This window comes from Achromobacter sp. B7 (genome assembly GCF_003600685.1).
Taxonomy (GTDB): Bacteria; Pseudomonadota; Gammaproteobacteria; order Burkholderiales; family Burkholderiaceae_B; genus Achromobacter; species Achromobacter spanius_B.
In genome coordinates this window covers 3,989,680-4,012,444 of the sequence record NZ_CP032084.1, presented here as the reverse complement: position 1 = coordinate 4,012,444, position 22,765 = coordinate 3,989,680, and the positions used below count along the sequence as shown (strand labels likewise).

Genomic DNA, 22,765 nt, shown 5'->3' with positions numbered 1-22,765 from the left:
CTGGCTGCGTCCCGCCTTTGCTATCCTCTGTCGCAACGTTTTGAAGGGAAGGTTTCCATGCTTGCAATGAAGCGGCTCAGGGCGACAGCCATGCTGATGTTGCTGGCGCTGGCGGGCTGCTCTCAAGAAAGCCCCATCAACAGCCCGTATCCGTCCGGCGCCGAAAGCCAGAACACGCTTTATTCCGCGTTTGTCCAGCGTTCGCCCAAATACCTGGACCCGGCAAGCTCTTATTCCGGCGACGAAACCCCTTATACCTACAACATCTACGAGCCGTTGTACGGGTATCACTACCTGAAGCGGCCGTACGAGCTGGTGCCACGCGCCGCGCAGTCCATTGATCCGCCGCAGTATCTGGACGCCCAGGGCAAGCCCTTGCCCGCCGATGCGCCGGGCGAACAAATCGCCGAAAGCATCTACGACATCAAGATACGCCCGGGCGTGCGCTACCAGCCGCACCCCGCGTTCGCCCGCAAGACCGACGGCAGCTACGACTACTTCCCGATTTCCGAAGACGACCTTAAAGACAAGTACTACATCCCCGACTTTCCGCGCACCGGCACGCGCGAACTCACGGCGGACGACTACGTCTACGCGTTTCGCCGTCTGGCCAGCCCGCGCGTGGTGTCGCCCATCTATTCGGTGATGGCGGACCACGTGGTCGGCATGCAGGAATACGGCGACCGGCTGCGCAAACGCGACCGGGACCTGCGCCGCGATCTGCCCGGCGGCGGCGCCGCCTCGTGGCTGGACCTGCGCGATGCCGACGGCTTTACCGGCATCCAGGCGCTGGACCCGCACACGCTGCGCATTCGCGTCAAAGGCAAGTACCCGCAGTTCAAATATTGGCTGGCCATGACGTTCACGGCGCCCATCCCCTGGGAGGCCGACCGCTTCTACAGCCAGCCGGGCATGGCCGCGCATGACCTGTCGTTGAACACCTGGCCGGTCGGCACCGGCCCGTACATGATGGCGGAATCGTTGCAGAACCGTCGCCACGTGCTGGTGCGCAACCCCAACTTCCACGGCGAAGCCTACCCCTGCGAGGGCGCACCCGGCGACAAGGAAGCCGGCATGCTGGCCGACTGCGGCAAGCCCACGCCCTTTATCGACCGCGCCGTGTTCAGCCTGGAAAAAGAAGCCATCCCGCTGATCGGCAAATTCATGCAGGGCTATTACGACGTGCCGCAAATCGAACGCGGCGAATACGGCGTGGCCATGCTGGTGGCGGCGGGCGACAGCCAGGACAAGGCCAAGCAGTACCGCGAACACGGCATTCGCCTGCCCACCACGGTGGAAACCGCCAACTGGTACATGGGCTTTAACTGGCTGGACCCAGTGGTGGGCAAGGGCGACACGCCCGAGCAGGCGGAAAAGAACCGCAAGCTGCGCCAAGCCATCAGCATCGTGTTCGACTGGGAAGAATTCGTCACCGTGTTCGAAAACGATCAGGCGTCCGTTGCCCAAGGCCCGGTGCCTCCCGGCGTGCTGGGTTACCGCGATCCGCCTGAGGGCGTGAACCCGGTGGTCTACGACCTGGTTGACGGCAAGCCCGTGCGCAAGTCCGTCGACGTGGCCAAGCGGCTCTTGGCCGAGGCCGGTTACCCCGACGGCCGCAACGCCAAGACCGGCGCGCCGCTGGTGCTGTATTACGACGCCATGCAGGGCGGCGGGTCGAACCCGCGCTTTGACTGGATGCGCCGGCAGATGGCCAAGATCGGCGTGCAGCTGGACGTGCGTTCCACCGACTACAACCGCTTCCAGGACAAGATGACGCGCGGCGCCGCGCAGATCTTCCTGTGGGGCTGGAACGCGGATTACCCCGACGCCGAAAACTTCCTGTTCCTGCTGTACGGCCCCAACGCCAAGGCGCGGGGGGGCGGCGAGAACGCAGCCAACTACCAAAGCCCGGAATTCGACAAGCTGTTCGAACAGATGAAGTTCCTGGACGACGGCCCCCAGAAAGAACAGCTGATCGCCAAGATGGTGGCGGTGGTGCAGCGGGATGCGCCGTGGATGTTCGGCTATTTCCCGATGTCGGGCGGCGCCTATCAGCAGTGGGTCGGCAACGCCAAGCCCACGCAGATGGTGCGCAACACGCTGCAATACATGAAGATCGATCCCGCGCTGCGCCAGCAGAAGATCGATGAATGGAACGTTCCAAGATGGTGGCCGATCGGCCTGTTCGTGCTGCTGTTGGCGCTGGCGATCTGGCCTTCGTACGTGGCGCTCAAGCGCCGCGAACGCCAGACCGCCTTCGGCCCGGCGGTCCGCAAGGAGCATCAATCATGATCGGCTATGTGATTCGCCGGCTGCTGTATGGCGTGCTGATCCTGATCGGCGTCAACCTGTTCACCTTCATCCTGTTCTTTGCCGTGAACACGCCCGACGACATGGCGCGCCTGGCCATCGGCGGGCAGCGCGCCAGCCAGGACGCGGTGGAAAAATGGAAGGTCGAACGCGGCTACGACAAGCCGCTGTTCTTCAACGAACGCGCGCAAGGCACGGCGCAACTGACCGACACCATCTTCTACCAGCGCTCGGTGCCGCTGCTGGCCATGGAATTCGGCGCATCGGACAGCGGGCGCGACATCGGCCGCGAGATCCAGACGCGCATGGGCCCCAGCCTGGCGCTGGCCGTGCCCACCTTCATCCTGGGGTTGTTCGTCAGCATCGTGTTTTCGTTGACGCTGGTGTATTTTCGCGCCACGCGGCTGGACTTCTGGGGCGTCGTGGTGTGCGTGCTGCTGCTGTCCATTTCCAGCCTGTTCTACATCATCGCGGGGCAGTGGGTGTTCGCCAAGCTGATGCGGCTGGTGCCGTTCTCGGGGTTTTCGGGCGGGCTGGACGTGGTCAAGTTCCTGGCGCTGCCGGTGCTGATCGCCATCGTGTCGCGGCTGGGTCCCGAGGCGCGCTTCTACCGCACGCTGTTCCTGGAAGAGATCGGCAAGGACTACGTGCGCACCGCGCGCGCCAAGGGCCTGGCCGAACGCGTCGTGCTGTTTCGCCACGTGCTGCGCAACGCGATGCTGCCCATCCTGACCAGCACGGTGGCCGCCTTGCCGCTGCTGTTCATGGGCAGCCTGATCGCCGAGTCTTTCTTCGGCATCCCGGGCCTGGGCAGCTACACCATCGACGCCATCAACGCGCAGGATTTTTCCGTGGTGCGCGCCATGGTGTTCCTGGGCGCCGCGCTCTATATCGTGGGGCTGATCCTGGCCGACATTTCCTACACGCTGGCTGACCCCCGCGTTCGATTCGAGTAGCCGCCATGCCCAAGATCGTCTTCCTTTGGACCGACATCGCGCTGTGGCTCATGGTGCTGGGTGCGCTGGCCTATGTCTGGCACGTGCGCCGCAGCCCCAACCTGCGCGCCACCTGGGGGCGCGTTGCGCGTGACACGCCGGCGATGTGCTCGGCCGTCATTCTTGCCGCCTTCACCGTGGTGGGGCTTCTCGATTCCGTGCACTATCGGCCACAACTGCCGCCCGCGCCGGGTGCCGCCGCCGACGCCGCGCCCATCTACGCGCCCGTGGTCAAGTCGGCGCTGGACGGCTTGTTGGCCGGCACGGTGTTGACGCAGCCCGAAAGAAATTACTCGCAGCCGTTGGCAGTGAAGCTGTTCCTGAAAGAAACGATGCTGGTCAACGACAAGCCGGTGCGCGATTTCCCGCGGTTGCGCGGCGCCGCCACGCATGTGACCGATCCGGATACCCAGCACGTGCCTGACGTGTTGAAGCGCCTGGGCTGGGGCCTGGCCGGCGGCTTGGCTGTTGCGCTATTGTCCGCCGCCGTGTTGTTTGCCTTGCTGGCGCGACGCGCGCAGTCGGCCAGGCAGGCGGCGCATATCCTGCTGGGCGGAGAGTCGGACGTGCCCTGGCGCGCCATGGCCATCACCTTTACCCTGCTGTGCCTGACGGCCGGGGCGCTGGCCGGCCTGTCCAGCGGCTACCACGCGCTGGGCACCGACCGCATCGGCAACGACGTGTTGTGGCAGGCGCTTAAAAGTATTCGCACGGCGCTAGTCATCGGCAGCCTGACCACCCTCGCCATGCTGCCGCCCGCCATCATCTTCGGCATCGCGGCCGGGTATTTCAAGGGCAAGGTCGACGACGCCATCCAGTACCTGTACACCACCATCACGTCGATTCCCGGCGTGCTGCTGGTGGCAGCCTGCGCGCTGATGATGCAGGTGTATATCGACAACCATGCCGACCTTTTCGACACCTCCGTCGCCCGCGCCGACCTGCGCCTGTTCCTGCTGTGCATGATTCTTGGGCTGACCGGCTGGGCGGGCCTGTGCCGCCTGCTGCGCGCCGAAACCCTCAAGCTGCGCGAACTGGAATACGTGCAGGCGGCGCGTGCCTTTGGCGTGTCGCACTGGCGCATCATGACGCGCCACCTGCTGCCCAACGTGGCGCACCTGGTGCTGATTACGGTAGTGCTGGAATTTTCGGGGCTGGTTCTGTACGAGGCCGTGCTGTCCTACCTGGGCATCGGCGTGGACCCCAGCATGAATTCCTTTGGTTCGATGATTGACGGGGCGCGGCTGGAAATGTCCCGCGATCCCATGATCTGGTGGAGCCTGATGACCGCATTCCTGTTCATGCTGGCGCTGGTGCTGGCGGCCAACCTGTTTGCCGATGCGGTGCGGGATGCCTTCGACCCGCGCACGCGCCGCTACAAACCCAGCCGCATGGCGCGTCTGGGCGGCTGGTTTGGCCGCCGCCAGACGCTGGCCGCCGAGCCGCGCCCATCGAAGTCCGGAGAAGCCCCATGAGCCAGGATTCCATCTTGCTGGATGTGCGCGGCCTGGATGTGGACATTGCCGGGGAATCCGGCATGACGCATGCGGTCAAGCGCCTTGAGCTGGCCATTTCCCAACGCCAGACCTTTGCGCTGGTGGGCGAATCGGGCTGCGGCAAGAGCATGACGGCGCTGGCGCTGTTGCGCTTGCTGCCCGACGCGGGCCGCATCGTGGGTGGGCAGATCGACCTGGATGGCCAGGACCTGAACCGCCTGCCCGAAAGCGCAATGCGCGGGGTGCGCGGCGGCCGCATCGGCATCATTTTCCAGGAGCCGTCCACCAGCCTGAACCCGGTCATGCGCGTGGGCGACCAGATCATCGAAACGCTGACGGCGCATACGCCCCTGCGCGGGGCGGCGGCGCGCGCCCGCGCCATCGACTGGCTGCGCCGCGTGGGCATCCCCGAGCCCGAGCGCCGCGTGGACGACTACCCGTTTCAATTTTCGGGCGGGCAAAAACAGCGTGTCATGATTGCCATCGCCTTGGCGGCCGAGCCGCTGTTGTTGATCGCCGACGAACCCACTACCGCGCTGGACGTTACCGTGCAGGCGCAGGTGCTGGACTTGCTTGCCGATATCCAGCGCGAAATGGGCATGGCCGTGATGTTGATCACGCACGACTTGGCCGTGGTCAAGAACGTGGCGCATCACGTCGCCCTGATGCGTGGCGGTGAAATCGTGGAAAGCGCCAGCGCCGAAGAATTCTTCCGCGCGCCCAAGCATCCGTACGCACGGCAGTTGTTCGAAGCCATTCCCACGTTCGACAAGCGCGGCGCGCCGCTGTCCCAGCAAGGCCGCGAGGCCAGCGCGGGCAAGGCCGAGCGCGCCCGCCCACGCGCGCCCGGTAACGCGGGCGACCTGGTGCTGGACGTACAAGACCTGAAGGTGCACTACCCCGTGCGCAAGGGGCCGTTGCGGCGTGTCGTGTCTTGGGTCAAGGCGGTGGACGGCGTCACCTTTACGCTGCGCGCGGGCGAGACGCTGGCCTTGCTGGGCGAGTCCGGTTGCGGCAAGACAACCACCGGCAAGGCGCTATTGCGCCTGATCGACGGCGCGCGCATTTCGGGCCGCGCCATGCTGCAAGGCAAGGACTTGCTGAGCGCCGACCGCCGCACGCTGCGCGACCTGCGGCAAGACATCCAGATCGTGTTCCAGGACCCTTATGCGTCGCTGGATCCGCGCATGCGGGTGGGCGATATCCTGGATGAGGGCCTGGCATCGTTACGGCGCTCTATGAGCCCGCAGGCACGCGCCGCGCATGCCGCGCAGTTGATTGAACGCGTCGGCCTGCCGGCCAACACGCTGACGCGCTACCCACACGAATTTTCGGGCGGGCAGCGCCAACGCATCGCCATCGCGCGGGCGCTTGCCGTCGAGCCCAAGGTCCTGATCTGCGACGAACCTACGTCCGCGCTGGACGTGTCCGTGCAGGCGCAGATCCTGGACCTGCTGCGTGAACTCCAGGACGAGCTGGGCATCGCCTACCTGTTCATCACGCATAACTTCGGCGTGGTGGAATATCTGGCGGACCGCATCGCGGTCATGGACGGTGGTCGCATCGTCGAGCTGGGCGATGCCGATACCGTGCTGCATGCGCCGCGCCAGCCACTGACCCAGCGCCTGCTTGCGGCGGTGCCGCGCTTGCAGTTCGGCTCATAAAAAACGCGCCCTGATCCGCAAGGATGCAGGGCGCGTGGCAGGCTGGCGTCCGGGCAGGACGCCAGCCGCGTCACAGCTCGTGATGGGACGTCGGCGTTTCCAGCCAGACCAGCGTGTCGTGCCGCAAGGCGCGCACGCATTGCGCCAGGAAGGCATGCACGGTTTCCAGTTCGGTGGTGTCGTAGCGTCGCGCCATCAACATCACCGCGTCAGCGACCCACTGGCGTTCCTGCGCCAGATGCTGGCACTGTTCCTCGACCGGCCGGATCACGATCATCCGGCGGTCCAGCGGGTGGCGGCCACGTTGCACATAACCTGCCGCCTCCAGCCGGTTGATCAAGGCGGTGGCGCCGCCCGAGCTGATTCCCATCAGCTGTGCCAGTTGCCCGGTGGGCAAGGCGTCGAATTCCATCACTAATTCCAGCGCTTTCAGATCCGCCAGGGGGATGCCCAGCTTGTCTGCCAGGGCCGACTGGCACGCGGCGTTGTACACCGAGAACTGTCGACCCAACATCAGGGCGATATCGTCGAGCATGCCTGGGCGCAATTCATTCGTGCGGGATTCTGGCATAACAGTCACATGCTCATGGTGGGCGATCGTTTCTTGTTGCAGCATGATTTCGCTCCTAGGCGGATCAGTTGTTTACTTCTTGGCCAAGCCGCCGAGCAAACCGCCCAGCAACCCGCCGTTGGCAGCGCCACCCGAGGTGCCGCCCGCCGTTGAACCGCCGGTCAAGCTGCTGGTGACACCACCCAGCAAACCGCCCAGCAGACCCCCGTTACTTGCCGTGCCGGCACCCGCCGCACCGCCGGCTGCCGCACCGGCCGCGCCACCCGCACTGACGCCAGCACTGGCGCCTGTACCGGTCGTCGCACCGACCGACACGCCACCCGCCACGCCGCCGAGCACGCCACCCAGCAAGCCGCCGCCGACCGCGCCGCCCGAGGCGCCGCCCGCCGATCCACCCGTGGCGCCGCCGGTCACACCACCCAGCAAGCCGCCGAGCAATCCGCCGTTGGCCGCGCCGCCCGCCGTTCCGCCCGTCGCGCCACCCACCGCACCCTTCACGCCGCCCAGCAAGCTGGTCACCGGTGCCAACAAACCGTTCACGCCGCCCGCTGCGGGCGTTCCGCCCACGCCACCGACCCCGCCGAGGATGCCGGTGATCGGGCTGAGCAGGCCGCCCGTACCGCCACCGGTCACGCCGCCCGTTATGCCGCCTGTTACGCCGCCCAGGCCCAGGGCGCCGGTCACCGACGCCACCGCGCCGGTCGCGTTGGCCAACGTGGAGCCCAACGGATTCGTATTGCCCGGCGTGGCGTGAACCAGACCGCCCGCGCTGGCGACCGCGCCGCCCAGGCCCTGCAACACGCCGTTCAGGCCGGCGGTGTTACCCGGCAACGTACCGCCCGCGCCGGCCAGCGTGCCGCCCAGGCTGGTCAACAGGCCGGCCACCGGGGCGCCCAGCTGCGTTTTCGCGCCCACTTGCTGCGTCAGGTTGGTCACCGTGCCGGCGATCGGCGCAACGTTCATGTCCAGCGCGGCCCCAACGCCGCCCAGCGTGGGTTGCAGGCCCAGGGGCAGCACGTTGTCCACTGTTTTGCCAACATTGGACAGGGCCGGTTGCAGGACAGGGCTGGACGGGCCATCCAACAGGCGCCCCGTCACGCCGCCCGCCAGTTGCATGACCGGATTGAGCAAGCCCCCTTGGCCACCCAGGCCGTCCGTCAGGGCGCCCACGGCGTTGGTGGCGTTGCCCAGCATCGTCGTCAGCGGCATGGGATTGGCGGGGTCCGCGTTCAGCAGATCGCCCGCGCCGCCTACGGTTTTGCCCAAACCGTCCACCAGGCCACCCAGGCCGGAGCTCAAGCCTCCGGGCAGGCCGGCGCCCTTGATCGACGTGCCCAAATCGCTCACTGCGCCGCCTACTTGCGTCGTCACGCCGTCCACCGGAGCGCCCAGCCCGGTCGTGGCGCCCACTTGCTGAGTCAGCCCGACCACGGTGTTGACCACCGGTTCCACCGTGGGATCCAGTGCCTTGCCCACGCCGCCAAGCGTGGGGCCCAGATTCAGGGGCAACGTGTTGTCCACGGCGTTGCCGGTGTTGCCCAACGTCGTTTGCAGCAGGCCCGCCGTCACCGGATTGACCGGGGGATTGGGGTCGGTGCCGCCGGGAGTGCCCGGGGTGCCAGGGTTGCCGGGGTCCGTGCCACCGGGATTGGTGCCGCCCGGGTTGGTGCCACCGGGGTTCGTGCCGCCTGGGTTGGTCGGGATATCGATGCCGGGCAGGCCGGCGGTTTTCTTGCTACCACCGCTGCTTCCGCACGCGGCTAGAGCGCTGACGACAGCAGCGGCCATGACGGTGGCGGTCAAAATGCGTTGAATGCGGCTGGCTTCAATCTTGGACATCATGGCGAGCTCCTCGGGTTGGTAGGTCAGGCGTGGAAACCGCCCGGTACCGCTCTACATGCATAATCCGTGCCAAGATTTTTCAAACGGACCCACATTGCACGGGTCCACGCATTTGAGGGCTAATAAAATCCTTTGTTTTCAATGCACTGGTGTGGATTCGAGGGTTTGTACCAGGCTTGGGAATTCGTCACTTTTGCGACCACAAAAAGCCTGCGAATGTTACGAATGGCCGGTTATCCGACGTTACGTTACGGGCGACGTTACGTAACGCGGTGTTGGGAACCGGCGCAAATAAAGGTCGTTTCAGCCTGCCGCAAGCGCGCAAAAAAAAGCGCCTGTCGGAGCAGGCGTCAAAGGGGTCGGGAATGCGGTGCGTCAGAACGCGTCGTAGAACAACGAATAGTTGGCGTTAAAGCGCACGTCGCGGTCGTTATTGACCGTGGCCGATCCGACCGGCTTGGCCACGTTGAAATCGAACAGATAGTATTTATCGTCCGTGAAGCGCAGCCCCAGCGCCACCGAGGACAGGTGCCGCTGGTTCAGCGCTTGCAAGCCCTTGTTGTTGTACCAGGTGCGCGCATAGTCGATCAGCGCATAAGGCTGGACGGCCGACAGGTATTCCCAGCCTGTGCCGAAGCGCCGGTTGATTTCGGCCGATACGCCCACACCCTTGTCGCCGCTTTGTTCCCCTTGCGGGTATCCCATTGCGTAGCGCCAGCTGCCAAAAGAGATTTGCTCGGACGAGGGCAATATATTGCTGGAATATTGCGCAGCGCCTGAAAACGTCAGGCCGAACTGGGCGGGCAGGGCGACGGTTTGTTTGGCGTTCAGGTTATAGCGGGCGAAATCCAGGTCCAGAATCGGCGTGGCGGAATAACCGTAATTGCTTGAGATATCCTTCTTCGCGCCCGCCGCATCAAAGCCTTTGGACACGCTGGCGGTTATGTCGGTTGTTTGGATTTCCGACAACTGTATATATCGTAATTCGATATTTGCAGCGCGTACCCGAGCGTCCTGTTGCAACCAGAGGTCGGCATTGCGCGATTCATATCGGTCTTTGGAATTGGCGGCGTACATGCCCACCGTGCCCGTCAGCGACCGCGTATTGCTCAAGAGGATCGGATAGCTGACCCCGATACCGATGCGGTCGTTCTTTACCCGTCGTTCAAACCCCAGATATTCGATCGCGTCGTCTTTGGGCTTGGCGTCATAGTGGTAACCATCCACTTTGATGGCCAAACCGTCAGGGCCGATGGGCACGCTGATTTCGCCCATTACATATTTCACGTCGTCGGTATTGAAGGGCACCGCCGCGGTCAACTTGACCTGTTCGCCCAACGGGGTAAGGCTGCTGGCGCCCACATTGACCAAGGGCTGCATACCGGTGCCCAGGTCGGCCACGCCGCCTGTCAAACTGAAAGGATGCCGGGTCGCGTTCAATACCAGTTCGGTGGCGCCGTCAGCGCGGCGCGGTAAATCCAGGCTGGGCGTGAATTTCACACCTGGCACCGTGCGCATCAGGTTCAGCTGCCGCTCCAGCGTGGATTGTTTAAGCGGACGTTCCTCTTTCAGCGGGCCAGCCAAGGTGTCCAGGCGATCTTGTGCGTTACCGATATCGCCTTCGATGCGCACATTGCTGATAAACCCTTCCACCACGGTCACGACGACCAGCCCATTCGCAAATGTCTGGTTTTGTACTAGTGCAAACGAAAGGGGGTATCCCTTGTCGCGATATAGCTGCGTGATCTTATCGACCTGCTGGACCAGTTCCCCCAGGCTGATTTCCTTGCCTGACAAGGGGCTGAGTATTGCGGAAACCTCGTCGAAGGGAATCGCGTGCACGCCGCTGACATCGAAATTGCGCGGCACGATGCGTTGGGCCAGCCGCGCCTGCAATGCCAGTTGCTCGGGGGTTGCCGTCTGCACGACGGGGGGCGGTTGTGTGGCGCCAGGCGGCCTTTCCAGCTGCGGGACCGCGTCGACGGGGTTGCCTCGCAAAGGGCCGTCGGCGCGCGCGGGGGCGCCACAGAAAACCGTACAGATCAGGGCGAGGGTAAGCGAACTTGCCGGGTACGTACGTCTCATTGCCTAGTGTGTCTCTGTTTCTACCAACGCCGTCCCGATGAGTATTCGATATTGCGGGAATACTGAATAAAAATGGGGACGCAGTATTGTAAAAGGTGCTTCAGTGCGTCGTAGGCAATATGGTGCCAGCGGACGGAGTTAACAACAAATTATTTCATTGTGACCAGTCGGGAACGGCAGGATTACAACATATTGAGATTCTCATGAAAGAAAATATTTAAGTTTTATAAGGGTTAACTAGGGGATTTTTATTAAGTTCACCCTAGTTTTGCTGTATTGGTTACATGTCGGTGGGCGTCGGGATGTGAATATACGTGTAAACCCTGATGTGTATTAAATGTTAATAGATAAGACTATATAAACGTTTCAAAACACATCGGTTATGAGCCACCGGGAGTCCACGAGATGGGCACGCATCACCCTAGTAATCATTGGCGCGATCAACCGATCCCGCTTTCCCTATTGCCGCTGTTTCACCGGGGCCGTTCATGAACCCGGGCGATATTGTTCCGCTTTCGTTCAACGGCGGCCTGGTCGCCCTGTCGTTTCTGACAGCGGTACTGGGCTCGTACGTCGCCTTGCTGGCGGCGGCGGGCATTCGCACAGAAACCCAGGACGGCGACCTGCGCATCGGTTACATCATCATCGGCGCGGTAGCCATGGGCGGCGTGGGCATCTGGAGCATGCACTTCATTGGCATGCAGGCGCAGAACCTGCCGTTTGATGTCGGTTATCAGGTTGGCCTGACCATACTGAGTTTCTTCGTTGCCGCCGGGTTTTCCGGCTGGGCCTTCTGGTATGTCGGCCGCGAACGCTTCACCTTTGGCCGATGCCTGGTGGGTGGCATGGCCGCCGGCCTGGGCGTGGCCGCGATGCACTACCTGGGCATGGGCGCGATGCGCATGCCGGCCGTGCTGCTGTGGAATCTGCCCATTGTCGTTTTATCGGTGCTTATCGCCGTAATTGCCGCTTCGGCCGCGCTCTGGCTGGCGTTCAATACCCAGAACGAGTTTCAACGAGGCGGCGCGGCCATTTTGATGGCAGTGGCCGTTTGCGGCATGCATTACACCGGCGCGGCGGCCGGCACGGTTATCTGCTCAACCCCCCGCGAGGCGTCCAGCCTGCAAATCGGCGGGGTGATGCTGCCGTATATCGCGTTTGTGTTGTCGGCGCTCATGTTGCTGATCATGCGTTGGCAGCTGCAACGCGCGTCGACCCGTTTCCGTTCGCGCATGGCGCAGCGTATCGACTCGTTTATTGAATCGGCGCCTGTGGCTGAAGCAGGCAAGGCGCCCGGCTCCACATTGGGGCCGGGCTAGCAGGGCCCGGTATGCGTTCGGATGCTTTTCATTCGGACGCGAGAAATACCGGCAATAGGGGGTCGGCACCGCCACGCGGATCGGCTCAATTATCAATCGAGTGTTAGGAGCTCGACATGAAAGCGAAACTTGCGCAGTTCTGGAACGACGAAGACGGCATCACCGCCCTGGAATACGGGTTGATCGCGGGTCTGGTGGCGGTGGCCCTCATCGCTGCCGTGGGGACTTTCACCGACGCCCTGGGCACCATGTTCACGGGACTCGGCACCAAGCTCAATACCGCAGGCGGGGGTTGATGCCCTAGCGCGCTAACGCGTACCGCGATGACCCAATGTGTCGGGGCATCGCGGTACGTGGCTGAAGTCCGAGGTTGTTTGCTTGACACGGGTTGCGCTCTTCTGGACGAGCCGGCCTGCCGTTGAATCTGCTTGATCAGAAGGTCCTGCCTTGTATCCAGGGGAAGTGCTGTGGCTGCTGTTGTTCGCATGCTGGAACGTGGTGCTGATCTACAACGATCTGCGCTATCGCCGCGTACCCAACACGTTGATCGTGGTGGGCTTCGTGGCGCAGCTGCTTTGGCTGCTGGCGGCCGCCTTCGTGCCTGGATGGACGTATCCGCCGCGCTGGACCGGGTGGTTGATGTGTGGGGCAGGGTTTTTGGCAGCCTTGCTGTTCTTGCCGCTTTGGGGCCGGCGCCTGATGGGCGCGGGCGACGTCAAGGCAATCGCCATCCTGGGGCTGTGGCTGGGTCTGGCGCCGCTGATCCTGGTGATGGTGCTGGCCAGTCTGCTGGCCGGCGTGCACGCGCTGGCGTATGTGGTGGTGTCGCGCTATTGGGCGGTGTCGCACCGGCTGCGTCAAATTCCGTATGCCATGTATCTGGGTATCGCCGCGCTCAGCGTGGTTCTTATGCCCTTGAATTCGCCCTGGTATTCGTGGTGTTCTTCCTGGTGCTCTACGGCATCCTGACCTACGGGCTGGTGTTTCTTGCGCAGAATTCCGTCACGCTGGCCGCACAGGACGGCGCCCGCAAAGTCCTGCAATGGCAGGCGGGCACCACGTCGCTGGCCGCGCGCGCCAACGCAGGCCGCGACACCGCACTGAATATCGCATCCTGGATGTCTTCCATGTCGGCCGCGCCGATCAAGGTTGCGGTCTGCGGGAGCGGCGGCGCCTTGAGCAGCAGCGCGGGCGGCACGTGCAGCGGTCAGCCGCTGGCCGCCGATCAGATCGAAGTGACGGTGTCGTATGCCTACGGCGCGCATCCGTTGATCCCCTCGTTTCCGCTGTTGCAGACGATGTTGATGCCGTCCACCAGCGTGCTCAGCGCGCGCGCCACGGTTCATCTTGGCAACACGCTGGGCGTGGGAGGCTGACATGGCACTGCCACGCACCCGTTTTGCGCCAGCGCTGCGCCAACGCGGCATTGCCGCGCTTGAACTGTCGCTGACGCTGACCATGCTGCTGATCTTCATCTGCGCCGTGGTGGGCTACGGCGTGTTGTTCTGGATGCAGCAACAGTTGGCAGCCGCCGCCGGAGAGGGCGCCCGCGCCGCCGTGTACGCGCAGATCAGCGGTAGCGCCAACGTGCAGGGCGATGCCTGCTCGGCCGCCATGAGTGTTTTCTCGACCGGCTCGGCGGTGGCATGCGCGACCACGCGCGCGCCGTGCGCCTGGGCCGGGTCCGGCGGCGAAGTCGCCAATTGCGCCACCGTCGCCATGACCTACAACACCCAGTCCTGGCCGCTGCTGGCCACATTGCAATCGTTCATCGTCATGCTGCCCGGCACGAACAAGAACTGGGTACCGAGCAGGTTGTCGTCGAAAGCCATCGTGCAGATATCGCAAGGGACACCATGAGCAGTATTAGCAAGATCATTGCGGGCGTGTTGTTGGTGGCGGGCCTGGTGCTGGCCTTCCTGGCGTGGCGCCTGGCGTCGCATTCCGGTCCTCCGCCCGCCAATCCGTCACCGGTCGCCACCGCGCCGGCAGCGACGCCCGCGCCGCAAGTGACCTTGCACGATGTTGTCGTGGCCAAGGAAGCCATTGCCGCCGGCACGCGCATCGACGCCGCCAAAATGCTGACCGTCGCGCAATGGCAGGTGGCGCTTTCCAACAGCTTCAACACCCCGGCACCGCTGGAAGGCGCCGTGGCGCGCGTGGACATCGCAGCGGGTGACCCCATCGTTCCCAGCCTGCTGGCGCAGGGCCTTGCCAAGCAGCTCAAGCCCGGCGAACGGGCTGTCGCCATCGCGGTCGACGAAGTGGTCGGCGGCGGCAACCGCATTGCGCCCGGCGACCTGGTGGATGTGTTCTTCATGGTGGAAAAAGGCCAGGAAATCTCCGGCGGCCAGGCGCGCCTGCTGCAATCGCAGCTGCGCGTGCTGGCCTTTGGCAAAAGCTCGGTGGACGGTCCCGAAGAAAAATCCGTGCTGCAACAAGGCCCCGGGCAGCCGGCGCGCACCGCCGTGCTGGCGGTGCCGGTCGAACAGATCAATGAACTGATCCTGGCCAGCCGCGCCGGCCGTCTGCAACTGGCGTTGCGGCCCGTCGGTGATGACGCCGTGCCGGACGCCACGCTGTTCGCCAAGCGCGGCACGGTGTTGCCCACCCGCGCCGACCTCACCCCCGCGCAGCGTGAAGCCTTGCTGACCGGCCCAAACCGCGCCTTTGCGGGCGACAGCCTGGTGCAGCTTGAAGGCGCCACACCCGCGGCGCGAGCGCCCGCCAACCGCGTGTCGGCGCCCACTGCCGGCAGTGGCGGCGGCGGGGGCCGTACCGTTGAAATCGTGCGGGGAGACAAATCCGAGCGCGTTCGTTATTGAACTTGGCTGCGCGTGGCAGGTGCCGCCGCGGCTGGACCATTAGAAGCAACCAGATCCAGCACATGAAAAGATATCAGCGCACCACCATGATCTGCGTCCTGTCGGCCGCAGCGGCGATGACATACGGTGCCGTAAGCCTGGCCCAGGGCGCCGCGCCCTCGGCGGCGGCGAACGCACCGGTCCGTGATATCGCGGTGGCCGTCAAAGGCCAGCAATCGCTGATGCTTGACGGCGCCGCGCCCAGTCGCATTGCCATCGGCGACCCCGAGGTCGCCGACGTGAAAATCCTGCCGGCCTCCGGCAAGCGCGCGGGCTCGCTGCTGTTGTACGGCAAGAAGGCGGGCACCACGCAGTTGCAGATATGGACGGGCAACAGCCCCACGCCGCAGATCTGGAACGTGCGCGTGGCCACGTCGGTGCAGGCGGCGTTGGCCAGCCGCGGCATTCAGGGCGGCCCCAACATCGACATCGCGGGCGAGCACGCGGTGGTGTCCGGCTACGCCGAAACCCCGCTGGCGCAGATCGCCGCCGCCAAGGCAGCCGCCGCCGCAGTGGGCGACAAGAACGTCGTGGACGTGTCCTCGGCCGGCGCGGGCGGCGTCGTGCAGGTCGAAGTCAAGGTCGTGGAAGTGTCGCGCTCCGTGATGAAGCAAGCAGGCATCAATTTCGCCGCCAGCAATGGCCCCTGGGCCGGCGCCAGCGCCGTATCCCCGACGGGGCTGGCCGCGCCCCTGGGGTTCACGCCGGGCGGCCCGATTGCCGCGGGCTTCTCGCTGTTCTATGACACGAACAATTTCGCGGCGCGCCTGCGCCTCTTGCAAAGCAACGGCATGGCGCGCGTGCTGGCGGAACCCACGCTGGTCGCCTTGACGGGTCAAAGCGCCAGCTTCCTGGCAGGGGGCGAACTGCCGATTCCCGAAGCGGGGGGCCTGGGCACCACCACGGTGACCTTCAAGCCATTCGGTATCGGCCTGACGGTCACCCCGACCGTGCTGTCGCGCGATCGCATCTCGTTGAAGGTGGCGCCAGAGGCCAGTGAACTGGATTACAGCAACGGCATCGCCATCAACACCAGCAACGACGCCAGCACCGTCATCCCCGCGCTGCGCACGCGCCGGGCGGATACCACGGTGGAATTGGGCGACGGCGAGAGCTTCGTGATCAGCGGCCTGGTGTCGCGCCAGACCAAGGCGATGGTCAACAAGGTGCCCATGCTGGGCGACTTGCCGATCATCGGCGCGTTCTTTCGCAGCGTGGACTACTCGCAAGAGGACACGGAACTGGTCATCGTCGTGACGCCGCGCCTGGTGCGCCCGATTGCGCGCGGCGTGACGCTGCCGCTGCCCGGCGGCCGTCAAGAAACAGCAGATTCAACTTTCAATGCCTGGGGCTATTACCTGATGGGCCCGGTAGGCGGGCAGCAAATGCCGGGCTTTTCACGGTGAGCAATATGAAGACACATGCCAGCGAGTGGGTTGGCCTGCAAAACGGCAAGCGGTTCCTGTTTTGCTCAAAAGGCGATGGCGTCGCCGCGCAGCTTGGACAAGCTTTGGGAGACATGGGCATGTTGACCCAGGAATCCCCAAGCATCGAAGAGTTGGCGCGGCGATTGACCGAGATCGGACCGCAAGTGGTTTTCCTGGACTTCACGCTCAGTGAGGACGAACCCGGAAAGCTGTTCAAATCCGCCGAGTTGGCACGCTTGCTGGCGCGTATCGCGCCGACCGTGCCGCGTGTGGCGGTCGGTTTTCTCAGCCAGCCTGAAGGCGCCATCGCGGCGCTGCGTGCGGGCGTCAGCGATTTCGTGGACCCCACGGTCGCACCCGAGGAAGTCAAGGAAGTGGTGCTGCGCCTGCTTGACGTGCCGGCCAGTGGTGGCCGCATGGACGGCTCGCGTCGCAGCGTCCTGTTGCTGGGCGCGCGTCCGGGCGTGGGGACCAGCACGCTGGCCGTGCATCTGGCCGGCATGGTGCAAGACCGCTTGAAGCAGGCGCACCTTGCGCGCGCCAGCGCCAACGGCGCCAAGCCCGTCAAGCCGGCCGAACAATCGGGCGCCATGCTGCCCCTGGCCAGCCGCGTGGCCTTGATGGACCTGGGCTGGCCGGTGGGCGATTGCCAGCTTTACCTGAACATCGGTAGCGACTTTGATTTTGCGGAAGCCGCGCGCAACCTGCGCCGGCTGGATTCCACCTTGTTGGGTTCGGCGATGGCCCACACCAACAACGGTCTGAGCGTGTTGGCGCTGCCGCGCGATCTATCCCAGATGCGCGACGTTTCGCAATCCGACTCCCTGCTGGTGTTCGAGCGCTTGCGCCAACACTTCGGCGTGGTCGTAGCGGATGCGGGCGGGTTCTCCAACCCGGAATTCGTGGCGGGCCTGGCTCGCTCGTCTCAACAGAACTGGATTGTGACCGACCAGAGCGTCGGGGCGTTGGTGTCGCTGGCCGGCCTGCTGCAAGAGCTGGAGCAACTGCATGTTGACCGCCGCAGCCTGGGCCTGATCGTCAACCGCTACGACGAACGCTACGGCATGACCGCGCAGCAGATTGCCGACCGCTTCCAACTGGATCTGGTGGGCACGTTGCCGGACCGCACGCTGGCCCTGATGGTCTGCACCAACCAGGGTCACCTGCTGCATGAAGAGGCCGAGCGCGACGTGTATGTGCGCGCGGTGCAGACGCTGGCGGAAAAACTCAGCGCGGAAGAGAACACCCCCGGCGGGCGGGCTAGCTGGCTGGCCACATGGCTGCCCGGTGTGCACCGCCGCATGATCGTCGGTTAACGGCAAGCTTCACGGGACGGCGGCGGAATCCGACATGATCATGACAGCGACCATTGAATTCGGCGGTGACGGCGACAAGGACTTTGCCTCGTCGAACCGCTTCCAGGAAGTCAAGACGGCGGCGTACGAGCACCTCTTGTCGCGCATCGAAGAACTGGGCGCCGAGTTCGGCCGCTGGGCGCGATCGGCCATCCAGGAGTTCGTCGATATCGAAGTCGCAAGCTTTGTACGCTTGCGGCGCGTGCCGATCAACGAAGGCGAAATGCGCCTGATCGCCGAGGCGCTGACCAAGGAACTGGCCGGCCTGGGGCCGCTGGAAGACCTGCTTGCCGATCCGGCCGTCGAAGACATCCTGATCAACGGTTACGACAACGTGTTCGTTTCGCGGCGCGGGGTGCTGGCGCGCGAGACGCTGCGCTTTACCGATAACCAGCATGTGCTGCGCATCGTGCGCCGCATTCTTGCGCCCATCGGCCGGCGGCTGGACGAGTCCAGCCCCATGGTGGACGCGCGCTTGCCCGATGGCGGCCGGCTTAACGTGGTGATCGAACCCTTGGCCGTGGATGGCCCGATGGTGTCGATCCGCAAGTTTCGCCAGGACCCGCTCAAGCCCGCCGACCTGCTGACGCTGGGCACCTTTGACGAAGACATCTACCGGCTGCTGCATGAAGCCGTGAAGAACCGTTGCAACGTGCTGGTATCGGGCGGCACCAGCTCGGGCAAGACTTCGCTGTTGAATGCGCTGGCGTTCTTCATTCCGGAGACCGAGCGCGTGGTTACGGTGGAAGACACCGCCGAACTGTCGCTGAACCATCCGCACGTGGTGCGGCTGGAGTCGCGGCAGGGCGGCTTTGATGGCAGCGGCGCGGTCAGCATCCGCGAATTGATCCGCAACAGCTTGCGCATGCGGCCCGACCGCGTGGTGGTGGGCGAAGTGCGCGGCGCGGAAGTCATGGACATGCTGCAAGCGATGAACACCGGCCATGAAGGGTCGATGGCCACCATCCACGCGAACTCACCGCGCGAATGCCTGTACCGGATCGAAATGCTGGCGGGCTTTGCGGGATTTCAGGGCAGCGAAGACAGCCTGCGCCGTCAGATCGCCAGCGCGCTGGACTTCATCGTGCAGATCGGCCGGCTGTCTAACGGCAAGCGGCGCGTGCTGTCGGTGACCGAAGTCACCGGCATGGGCGACAACGTCATCTCGACGCAGGAACTGTACCGCCACGAAACCTTCACCACGCCCGAGGGCGAAGAGAAAGACCGCTGGAACTGGCTGGGCATACACCCGCACACGCCCAAGCTGGCGAAGCTGCGCAACGAGCAGCGCGTGAACGACAACCCGCCCGGCGACAACGATGGCGGCGGCGGCTTCTGGAGCCGGAGGCGCTGATGCAAGACGCTTTGATCCTGGGGGCACTGGCGCTGGTGATGGCTTCGGGCGCGGTGCTGCTTTGGCGACATGCCAACAGCGGCGCCCGGCGCGCGGCCAGCTCTGCGTTCCTGGAAAACCAGCTCAAGCGCGGCCGGGAAGCGCCGGAAGAAACGCCATTCGCCGAGGGCGGGCGCGCGATGCGCAGCGGGTTTTCCAGCTGGGACCGGCTGCTGTTGCTGGCCGGCGTGCGCCAAAGTCCGGGCTTCTATTTACGCACGGCGGTGCCCGTGGTGCTGGGCGCGGTGCTGGCCTGGGTGTTCCTGGGGCCGCTGTCGGGCGTTGTGTCCTTCGTGATGCTGGCCGTGCTGATGTACTTCCTGCTGTGGCTGCGCGCCGACAAGCGGCGGCGCCGGATGATTGCTCAGTTGCCCGCCTTCCTGGACAACATCGTGCGCCTGATCACCATCGGCAACAGCATGGGCGCCGCGTTCCAGACGGCCGCCGCCACCACCGACCAACCGCTGCTGGAAGTGGTGGAAACGGCGGCCAGCCTGAGCCGCTCGGCCAAGGAACTGGACGCGGCGCTGGTACAGGTGTCGCGCATGTATGGCTTGAAAGAGTTGTACATGGTGGCCGCCGTGGTGTCGCTGGCGATGCGCTTTGGCGGACGCAGCGACCAGGTGCTGGAGCGCATGGCCGCGTTCATGCGCGACGTGGCGCAGGCGCGCAATGAATTGTCGGCAAGCTCGGCGGAAGTGCGCCTGTCGGCGTGGATCCTGGCGCTGCTGCCGGTGGGAATCGCCGGCTTCATCATCGTGGCGAACAACAAGCTTTTCATGGGCCTGTGGGAAGACCCCTTGGGCTTCAAGATGCTGCTGACGGCCGTGGTGCTGCAAATTGGCGGCTGCTATTGGCTGTATCGCATGGCTAAGTCGATTTAAGGGAAGGCAACGATGCGGATGCTGCAATCCTGGGATGTCTCTACCGTGCTGGCGGCGGCGCTGATGCTGGTGGCCGCCGCGCTGCTGGTGCTGGGCGTCAGCATGGCGCGCCGGCTGCGCGGGCAGGGCCGTAGCCGTCAGGTGATCGATCAGGCGCTGGCCACGCGCCAGGGCGGTGCGGCCGCAGCCGCGGCGGCCGCGACGGCCGACACAAGCCGGGGCCGTTTTTCGTCGGCGGCGCGGGTGGCCGACGCGTTCGGCAAGCGCCTGAGCGAAGGGCGCCTGGCCGACACGTTGCTGGCCGCCGAAGACCGCAAGATGGTCGACATGGCGGGCTATGCCAATACCGGTACGGCACGCTCGCGCTTTGTCGCGGCGCGCTTCGGATTGGCCATTGCGCTGCCCATCGTGGCGGTGGTGATCGACCTGCGCAAGCACCTGACCGATTCCTCGATGGGCGTCTTCATCGCCGCGTTCTTCGGCTTTGCCATCGGCTACATGCTGCCCAAATGGGTGGTCAGCCGCCGCCTGGCGCGCCGCAAGCGCATGGCCGGCGATGAGCTGCCGCTGCTGATCGACCTGCTGCGCTTGCTGCAAGGGGTGGGCTTGTCCATCGACCAGAGCATGCAGGTGCTGATCAAAGAGTTCGCGCAGGTCTTGCCGGTGCTGTCGTACGAATTGCGCCTGGCCTCTGAACTGTATGTGCGTGGGCGCACGCGCGAGCAATCGCTGGCGCGGCTGGCCACGGGGTTTGATAACGACGACCTGTCGGCCATTTGCCGGCTGATCGCGCAGGTGGATCAGCATGGCGGCGCCGTGCAAGAACCGTTGAACCGGTTTGGCGAACGCCTGCGCGACAAGCGCCGGCTGGAACTGAAAGAGAAAGTGGGCAAGACCACCGTGAAGATGACGGGGGTCATGATCGTGACGCTGTTGCCCGCCCTGTTGATCGTGACGGGCGGCGCGGGGTTTATCGCGGTATTGCGTGGCATGTCACGCATGGGGGGCATGTAATGGCGGGCGTGATCAAGAAGGGTGGGGGCAATAACGGCGGGGGCGCCTTGCGGTGGACCCTGGTGGCGGCGGCCGTGGCGGCCGGCGCGGGCTTGACCGGATGCAAGACCAATAGCGCGGAATCGGCGTGGCAGCTGATCCAGCAGCAACAGCAGGAACAGGCGCTGGCGCGCCAGAAGGAAGATGACGCGGACGCCAAGCGGCGTCCGAAAGAGCCTGAGATGATGCTGTCGCTGATTGCCGAGGCGCAGCGCCAGGAGCGTTATTTCGCGTCGCTGGCGTATATCGACGCGTATCAGCAGAAGTTCGGCAACGATGCGCGGGTGGCGGTGCTGCGCGCCGAGGCCTTGCGCCAGACCGGGCAGACGGCCATGAGCGAGCAAGCCTATCGCGCCTTGTTATCCACCGATCAGGCGGCCGATGGCTGGCATGGCCTGGGCTTGATTGCCGGGGCGCGGGGGCAGTTCGATCAGGCCGCCGACGACTTTGCGCGCGCCGCCAAGCTGTCACCCATGGACGCGCGCATTCTGGGCGACCTGGGCTATGCGCGGCTGCGTGCCGGCGACCCGGCGGGCGCGCGCGTGCCCTTGGGGCAGGCGGCCGAGCTTGCGCCCGACAACGCCAAGGTGCTTGCCAATCTGGCGGTGCTGTTGCTGGTGGAAGGCGAGCCGGTGCGCGCGCAACGGCTGATGGACCAGGCCAAGCTTGGTGACGAGGCGCGCGGACAGGTGCTGCGCATGGCCTCGGATATCCGCGTGCAGCGGCCCCCGATGCCGGCATCCATGTCCACTTCTACGTCCACATCCGCATCGGTCGCCGTGCCCGTGGCGGCCGATGCGTCGACGACTCGCGTGTCCAGCGGCGGCGGCATTGTCCTGCCGGTGATGAGTCCGTTGATGGATGGCCTGGGCAATGGGCCCATCGTGCGCTAACCCGAATCAGGAACGATATCCATGTCCACAACCCGCTATTTCGCATCCCGCGCTTTGCCCTCGGCAGTGGCTTGCGCACCGGCACTTGCCTCGCCTGCTGCATCGCTTTTCGCATTACCTTTCGCATTGCCTTCCGCGTTGAGCATCACGCTGATGGCAGCGCTGGCCGTGCTGGCCCCCATGTCGTCTTTGGCGCAGTCGAACGCGCCCTTGACCGGTGGCATGTCGGGCGGCGCAGCCGCCAGTGCACCCGCGCAGCCATTGCCGCAAGCGCAGCTGCCCGCTCGCCCCGTGGTGCAACAGGTGCAAAGCCCCATGCCGCAGCCGGGCACGGCGGCAACGACCCCGGCGACATCCACGACCCCAGGCGCCCAAAGCGCCCAGGCAGCGCAGGCGGCCGCGCCCGAAGAAGCGTTTGGCGACGTCACCCGTGGGCTGCTCGCCGCGCAGGCCGATGGCCGCCGCGCGGGCAATGCCTTGCCCGTGCTGGGGCCCGTCTCTACGGCCGCGTGGAATCGCTACCTGGAGAGCTTCTCGCATCCCATCCCGGAATATTTCCAGAAGCGGGTCGAAACCAAAAACACCAACTGACCCGCGCCCACCCCGTTGCCAGC

At 64.8% G+C, this 22,765-nt stretch carries 20 protein-coding genes; 17 read left to right on the top strand and 3 right to left on the bottom strand.

Going from position 1 to position 22,765, the window contains the following annotated elements:
* Window positions 1-57: 57 nt before the first annotated feature.
* The 4 genes from DVB37_RS18060 to DVB37_RS18045 are packed head-to-tail and all read left to right on the top strand — an operon-like array spanning window position 58 to window position 6,465.
* Window positions 58-2,292, top strand: a complete 2,235-nt coding sequence (locus DVB37_RS18060) for an ABC transporter substrate-binding protein (protein ID WP_046804098.1) — start codon at window positions 58-60, stop codon at window positions 2,290-2,292.
* Window positions 2,289-3,266, top strand: a complete 978-nt coding sequence (locus tag DVB37_RS18055; RefSeq protein WP_104144273.1) for an ABC transporter permease — start codon at window positions 2,289-2,291, stop codon at window positions 3,264-3,266. The genes DVB37_RS18060 and DVB37_RS18055 overlap by 4 nt, the downstream gene beginning before the upstream one ends.
* Window positions 3,267-3,271: 5 nt before the next feature.
* Complete coding sequence (locus tag DVB37_RS18050) at window positions 3,272-4,780, top strand: ABC transporter permease (RefSeq protein ID WP_120156362.1); 1,509 nt, start codon at window positions 3,272-3,274, stop codon at window positions 4,778-4,780.
* Window positions 4,777-6,465 (top strand): ABC transporter ATP-binding protein, encoded by a 1,689-nt coding sequence (locus DVB37_RS18045; protein WP_046804095.1) that lies wholly within the window; start codon window positions 4,777-4,779, stop codon window positions 6,463-6,465. Before DVB37_RS18050 ends, DVB37_RS18045 begins: the two co-directional genes overlap by 4 nt.
* Before the next feature lie 70 nt (window positions 6,466-6,535).
* Here DVB37_RS18045 and DVB37_RS18040 read toward each other — a convergent pair whose 3' ends face one another.
* The 3 genes from DVB37_RS18040 to DVB37_RS18030 form a co-directional block, all read right to left on the bottom strand.
* Window positions 6,536-7,081: a MarR family winged helix-turn-helix transcriptional regulator gene (locus DVB37_RS18040; RefSeq protein ID WP_046804094.1), complete on the bottom strand. Its 546-nt coding sequence runs from the start codon at window positions 7,079-7,081 to the stop codon at window positions 6,536-6,538.
* A gap of 27 nt (window positions 7,082-7,108) precedes the next feature.
* Window positions 7,109-8,878: a collagen-like triple helix repeat-containing protein gene (locus DVB37_RS18035; RefSeq protein ID WP_120156361.1), complete on the bottom strand. Its 1,770-nt coding sequence runs from the start codon at window positions 8,876-8,878 to the stop codon at window positions 7,109-7,111.
* Between the two features lie 375 nt (window positions 8,879-9,253).
* On the bottom strand, window positions 9,254-10,963 hold the full coding sequence (locus tag DVB37_RS18030; RefSeq protein ID WP_120156360.1) for a ShlB/FhaC/HecB family hemolysin secretion/activation protein: 1,710 nt from the start codon (window positions 10,961-10,963) through the stop codon (window positions 9,254-9,256).
* Between the two features lie 488 nt (window positions 10,964-11,451).
* On the opposite strand from DVB37_RS18030, the gene DVB37_RS18025 reads away from it, so the two are divergent.
* The 13 genes from DVB37_RS18025 (at window position 11,452) to DVB37_RS17965 (ending at window position 22,742) form a co-directional block, all read left to right on the top strand.
* On the top strand, window positions 11,452-12,282 hold the full coding sequence (locus DVB37_RS18025; RefSeq protein ID WP_120156359.1) for an MHYT domain-containing protein: 831 nt from the start codon (window positions 11,452-11,454) through the stop codon (window positions 12,280-12,282).
* Between the two features lie 116 nt (window positions 12,283-12,398).
* On the top strand, window positions 12,399-12,578 hold the full coding sequence (locus tag DVB37_RS18020) for a Flp family type IVb pilin (protein ID WP_046804090.1): 180 nt from the start codon (window positions 12,399-12,401) through the stop codon (window positions 12,576-12,578).
* Window positions 12,579-12,729: 151 nt separating this feature from the next.
* The gene (locus tag DVB37_RS18015; RefSeq protein WP_046804089.1) at window positions 12,730-13,251 is read left to right on the top strand and encodes a prepilin peptidase; all 522 of its coding nucleotides are present in this window, start codon (window positions 12,730-12,732) and stop codon (window positions 13,249-13,251) included.
* Window positions 13,221-13,658, top strand: coding sequence for a TadE/TadG family type IV pilus assembly protein (locus DVB37_RS18010; RefSeq protein WP_371683079.1), 438 nt, complete (start codon window positions 13,221-13,223; stop codon window positions 13,656-13,658). Before DVB37_RS18015 ends, DVB37_RS18010 begins: the two co-directional genes overlap by 31 nt.
* Before the next feature lies 1 nt (window position 13,659).
* Complete coding sequence (locus tag DVB37_RS18005) at window positions 13,660-14,142, top strand: TadE/TadG family type IV pilus assembly protein (RefSeq protein WP_046804087.1); 483 nt, start codon at window positions 13,660-13,662, stop codon at window positions 14,140-14,142.
* A complete protein-coding gene (gene cpaB, locus DVB37_RS18000) occupies window positions 14,139-15,107 on the top strand; it encodes a Flp pilus assembly protein CpaB (protein WP_046804086.1) in 969 nt (322 codons plus the stop codon). The genes DVB37_RS18005 and cpaB overlap by 4 nt, the downstream gene beginning before the upstream one ends.
* A 62-nt stretch (window positions 15,108-15,169) precedes the next feature.
* Window positions 15,170-16,552 carry a type II and III secretion system protein family protein gene (locus tag DVB37_RS17995; RefSeq protein ID WP_104144279.1) on the top strand — a complete coding sequence of 461 codons (1,383 nt, stop codon included), beginning with the start codon at window positions 15,170-15,172 and terminating at the stop codon, window positions 16,550-16,552.
* A complete protein-coding gene (locus tag DVB37_RS17990) occupies window positions 16,549-17,889 on the top strand; it encodes a MinD/ParA family protein (RefSeq protein ID WP_046804085.1) in 1,341 nt (446 codons plus the stop codon). Before DVB37_RS17995 ends, DVB37_RS17990 begins: the two co-directional genes overlap by 4 nt.
* A gap of 34 nt (window positions 17,890-17,923) precedes the next feature.
* Window positions 17,924-19,282 (top strand): CpaF family protein, encoded by a 1,359-nt coding sequence (locus tag DVB37_RS17985; protein WP_120156358.1) that lies wholly within the window; start codon window positions 17,924-17,926, stop codon window positions 19,280-19,282.
* Window positions 19,282-20,205, top strand: coding sequence for a type II secretion system F family protein (locus tag DVB37_RS17980; protein WP_104144282.1), 924 nt, complete (start codon window positions 19,282-19,284; stop codon window positions 20,203-20,205). Before DVB37_RS17985 ends, DVB37_RS17980 begins: the two co-directional genes overlap by 1 nt.
* 12 nt (window positions 20,206-20,217) lie before the next feature.
* Window positions 20,218-21,219, top strand: coding sequence for a type II secretion system F family protein (locus tag DVB37_RS17975; protein ID WP_046804082.1), 1,002 nt, complete (start codon window positions 20,218-20,220; stop codon window positions 21,217-21,219).
* Window positions 21,219-22,151 carry a tetratricopeptide repeat protein gene (locus DVB37_RS17970; protein ID WP_240433917.1) on the top strand — a complete coding sequence of 311 codons (933 nt, stop codon included), beginning with the start codon at window positions 21,219-21,221 and terminating at the stop codon, window positions 22,149-22,151. Before DVB37_RS17975 ends, DVB37_RS17970 begins: the two co-directional genes overlap by 1 nt.
* A gap of 153 nt (window positions 22,152-22,304) precedes the next feature.
* Entirely contained in the window at window positions 22,305-22,742 is a 438-nt protein-coding gene (locus DVB37_RS17965) for a DUF3613 domain-containing protein (protein ID WP_120157555.1), read from the top strand.
* The last annotated feature ends 23 nt before the right edge of the window (window positions 22,743-22,765 follow it).

What these genes read in the sequence shown, in the direction of transcription:
- DVB37_RS17995 (WP_104144279.1), top strand. Translation starts at nt 15,170, where the DNA reads ATGAAAAGATATCAGCGCACCACCATGATCTGCGTCCTGTCGGCCGCA.
- DVB37_RS18050 (WP_120156362.1), top strand. Translation starts at nt 3,272, where the DNA reads ATGCCCAAGATCGTCTTCCTTTGGACCGACATCGCGCTGTGGCTCATG.
- DVB37_RS18060 (WP_046804098.1), top strand. Translation starts at nt 58, where the DNA reads ATGCTTGCAATGAAGCGGCTCAGGGCGACAGCCATGCTGATGTTGCTG.
- DVB37_RS18030 (WP_120156360.1), bottom strand. Translation starts at nt 10,963, where the DNA reads ATGAGACGTACGTACCCGGCAAGTTCGCTTACCCTCGCCCTGATCTGT.
- DVB37_RS17985 (WP_120156358.1), top strand. Translation starts at nt 17,924, where the DNA reads ATGATCATGACAGCGACCATTGAATTCGGCGGTGACGGCGACAAGGAC.
- DVB37_RS18035 (WP_120156361.1), bottom strand. Translation starts at nt 8,878, where the DNA reads ATGATGTCCAAGATTGAAGCCAGCCGCATTCAACGCATTTTGACCGCC.
- DVB37_RS18045 (WP_046804095.1), top strand. Translation starts at nt 4,777, where the DNA reads ATGAGCCAGGATTCCATCTTGCTGGATGTGCGCGGCCTGGATGTGGAC.
- DVB37_RS18025 (WP_120156359.1), top strand. Translation starts at nt 11,452, where the DNA reads ATGAACCCGGGCGATATTGTTCCGCTTTCGTTCAACGGCGGCCTGGTC.
- DVB37_RS17975 (WP_046804082.1), top strand. Translation starts at nt 20,218, where the DNA reads ATGCGGATGCTGCAATCCTGGGATGTCTCTACCGTGCTGGCGGCGGCG.
- DVB37_RS17970 (WP_240433917.1), top strand. Translation starts at nt 21,219, where the DNA reads ATGGCGGGCGTGATCAAGAAGGGTGGGGGCAATAACGGCGGGGGCGCC.
- cpaB (WP_046804086.1), top strand. Translation starts at nt 14,139, where the DNA reads ATGAGCAGTATTAGCAAGATCATTGCGGGCGTGTTGTTGGTGGCGGGC.
- DVB37_RS18055 (WP_104144273.1), top strand. Translation starts at nt 2,289, where the DNA reads ATGATCGGCTATGTGATTCGCCGGCTGCTGTATGGCGTGCTGATCCTG.
- DVB37_RS17965 (WP_120157555.1), top strand. Translation starts at nt 22,305, where the DNA reads ATGGCAGCGCTGGCCGTGCTGGCCCCCATGTCGTCTTTGGCGCAGTCG.
- DVB37_RS17980 (WP_104144282.1), top strand. Translation starts at nt 19,282, where the DNA reads ATGCAAGACGCTTTGATCCTGGGGGCACTGGCGCTGGTGATGGCTTCG.
- DVB37_RS18005 (WP_046804087.1), top strand. Translation starts at nt 13,660, where the DNA reads ATGGCACTGCCACGCACCCGTTTTGCGCCAGCGCTGCGCCAACGCGGC.
- DVB37_RS18020 (WP_046804090.1), top strand. Translation starts at nt 12,399, where the DNA reads ATGAAAGCGAAACTTGCGCAGTTCTGGAACGACGAAGACGGCATCACC.
- DVB37_RS18040 (WP_046804094.1), bottom strand. Translation starts at nt 7,081, where the DNA reads ATGCTGCAACAAGAAACGATCGCCCACCATGAGCATGTGACTGTTATG.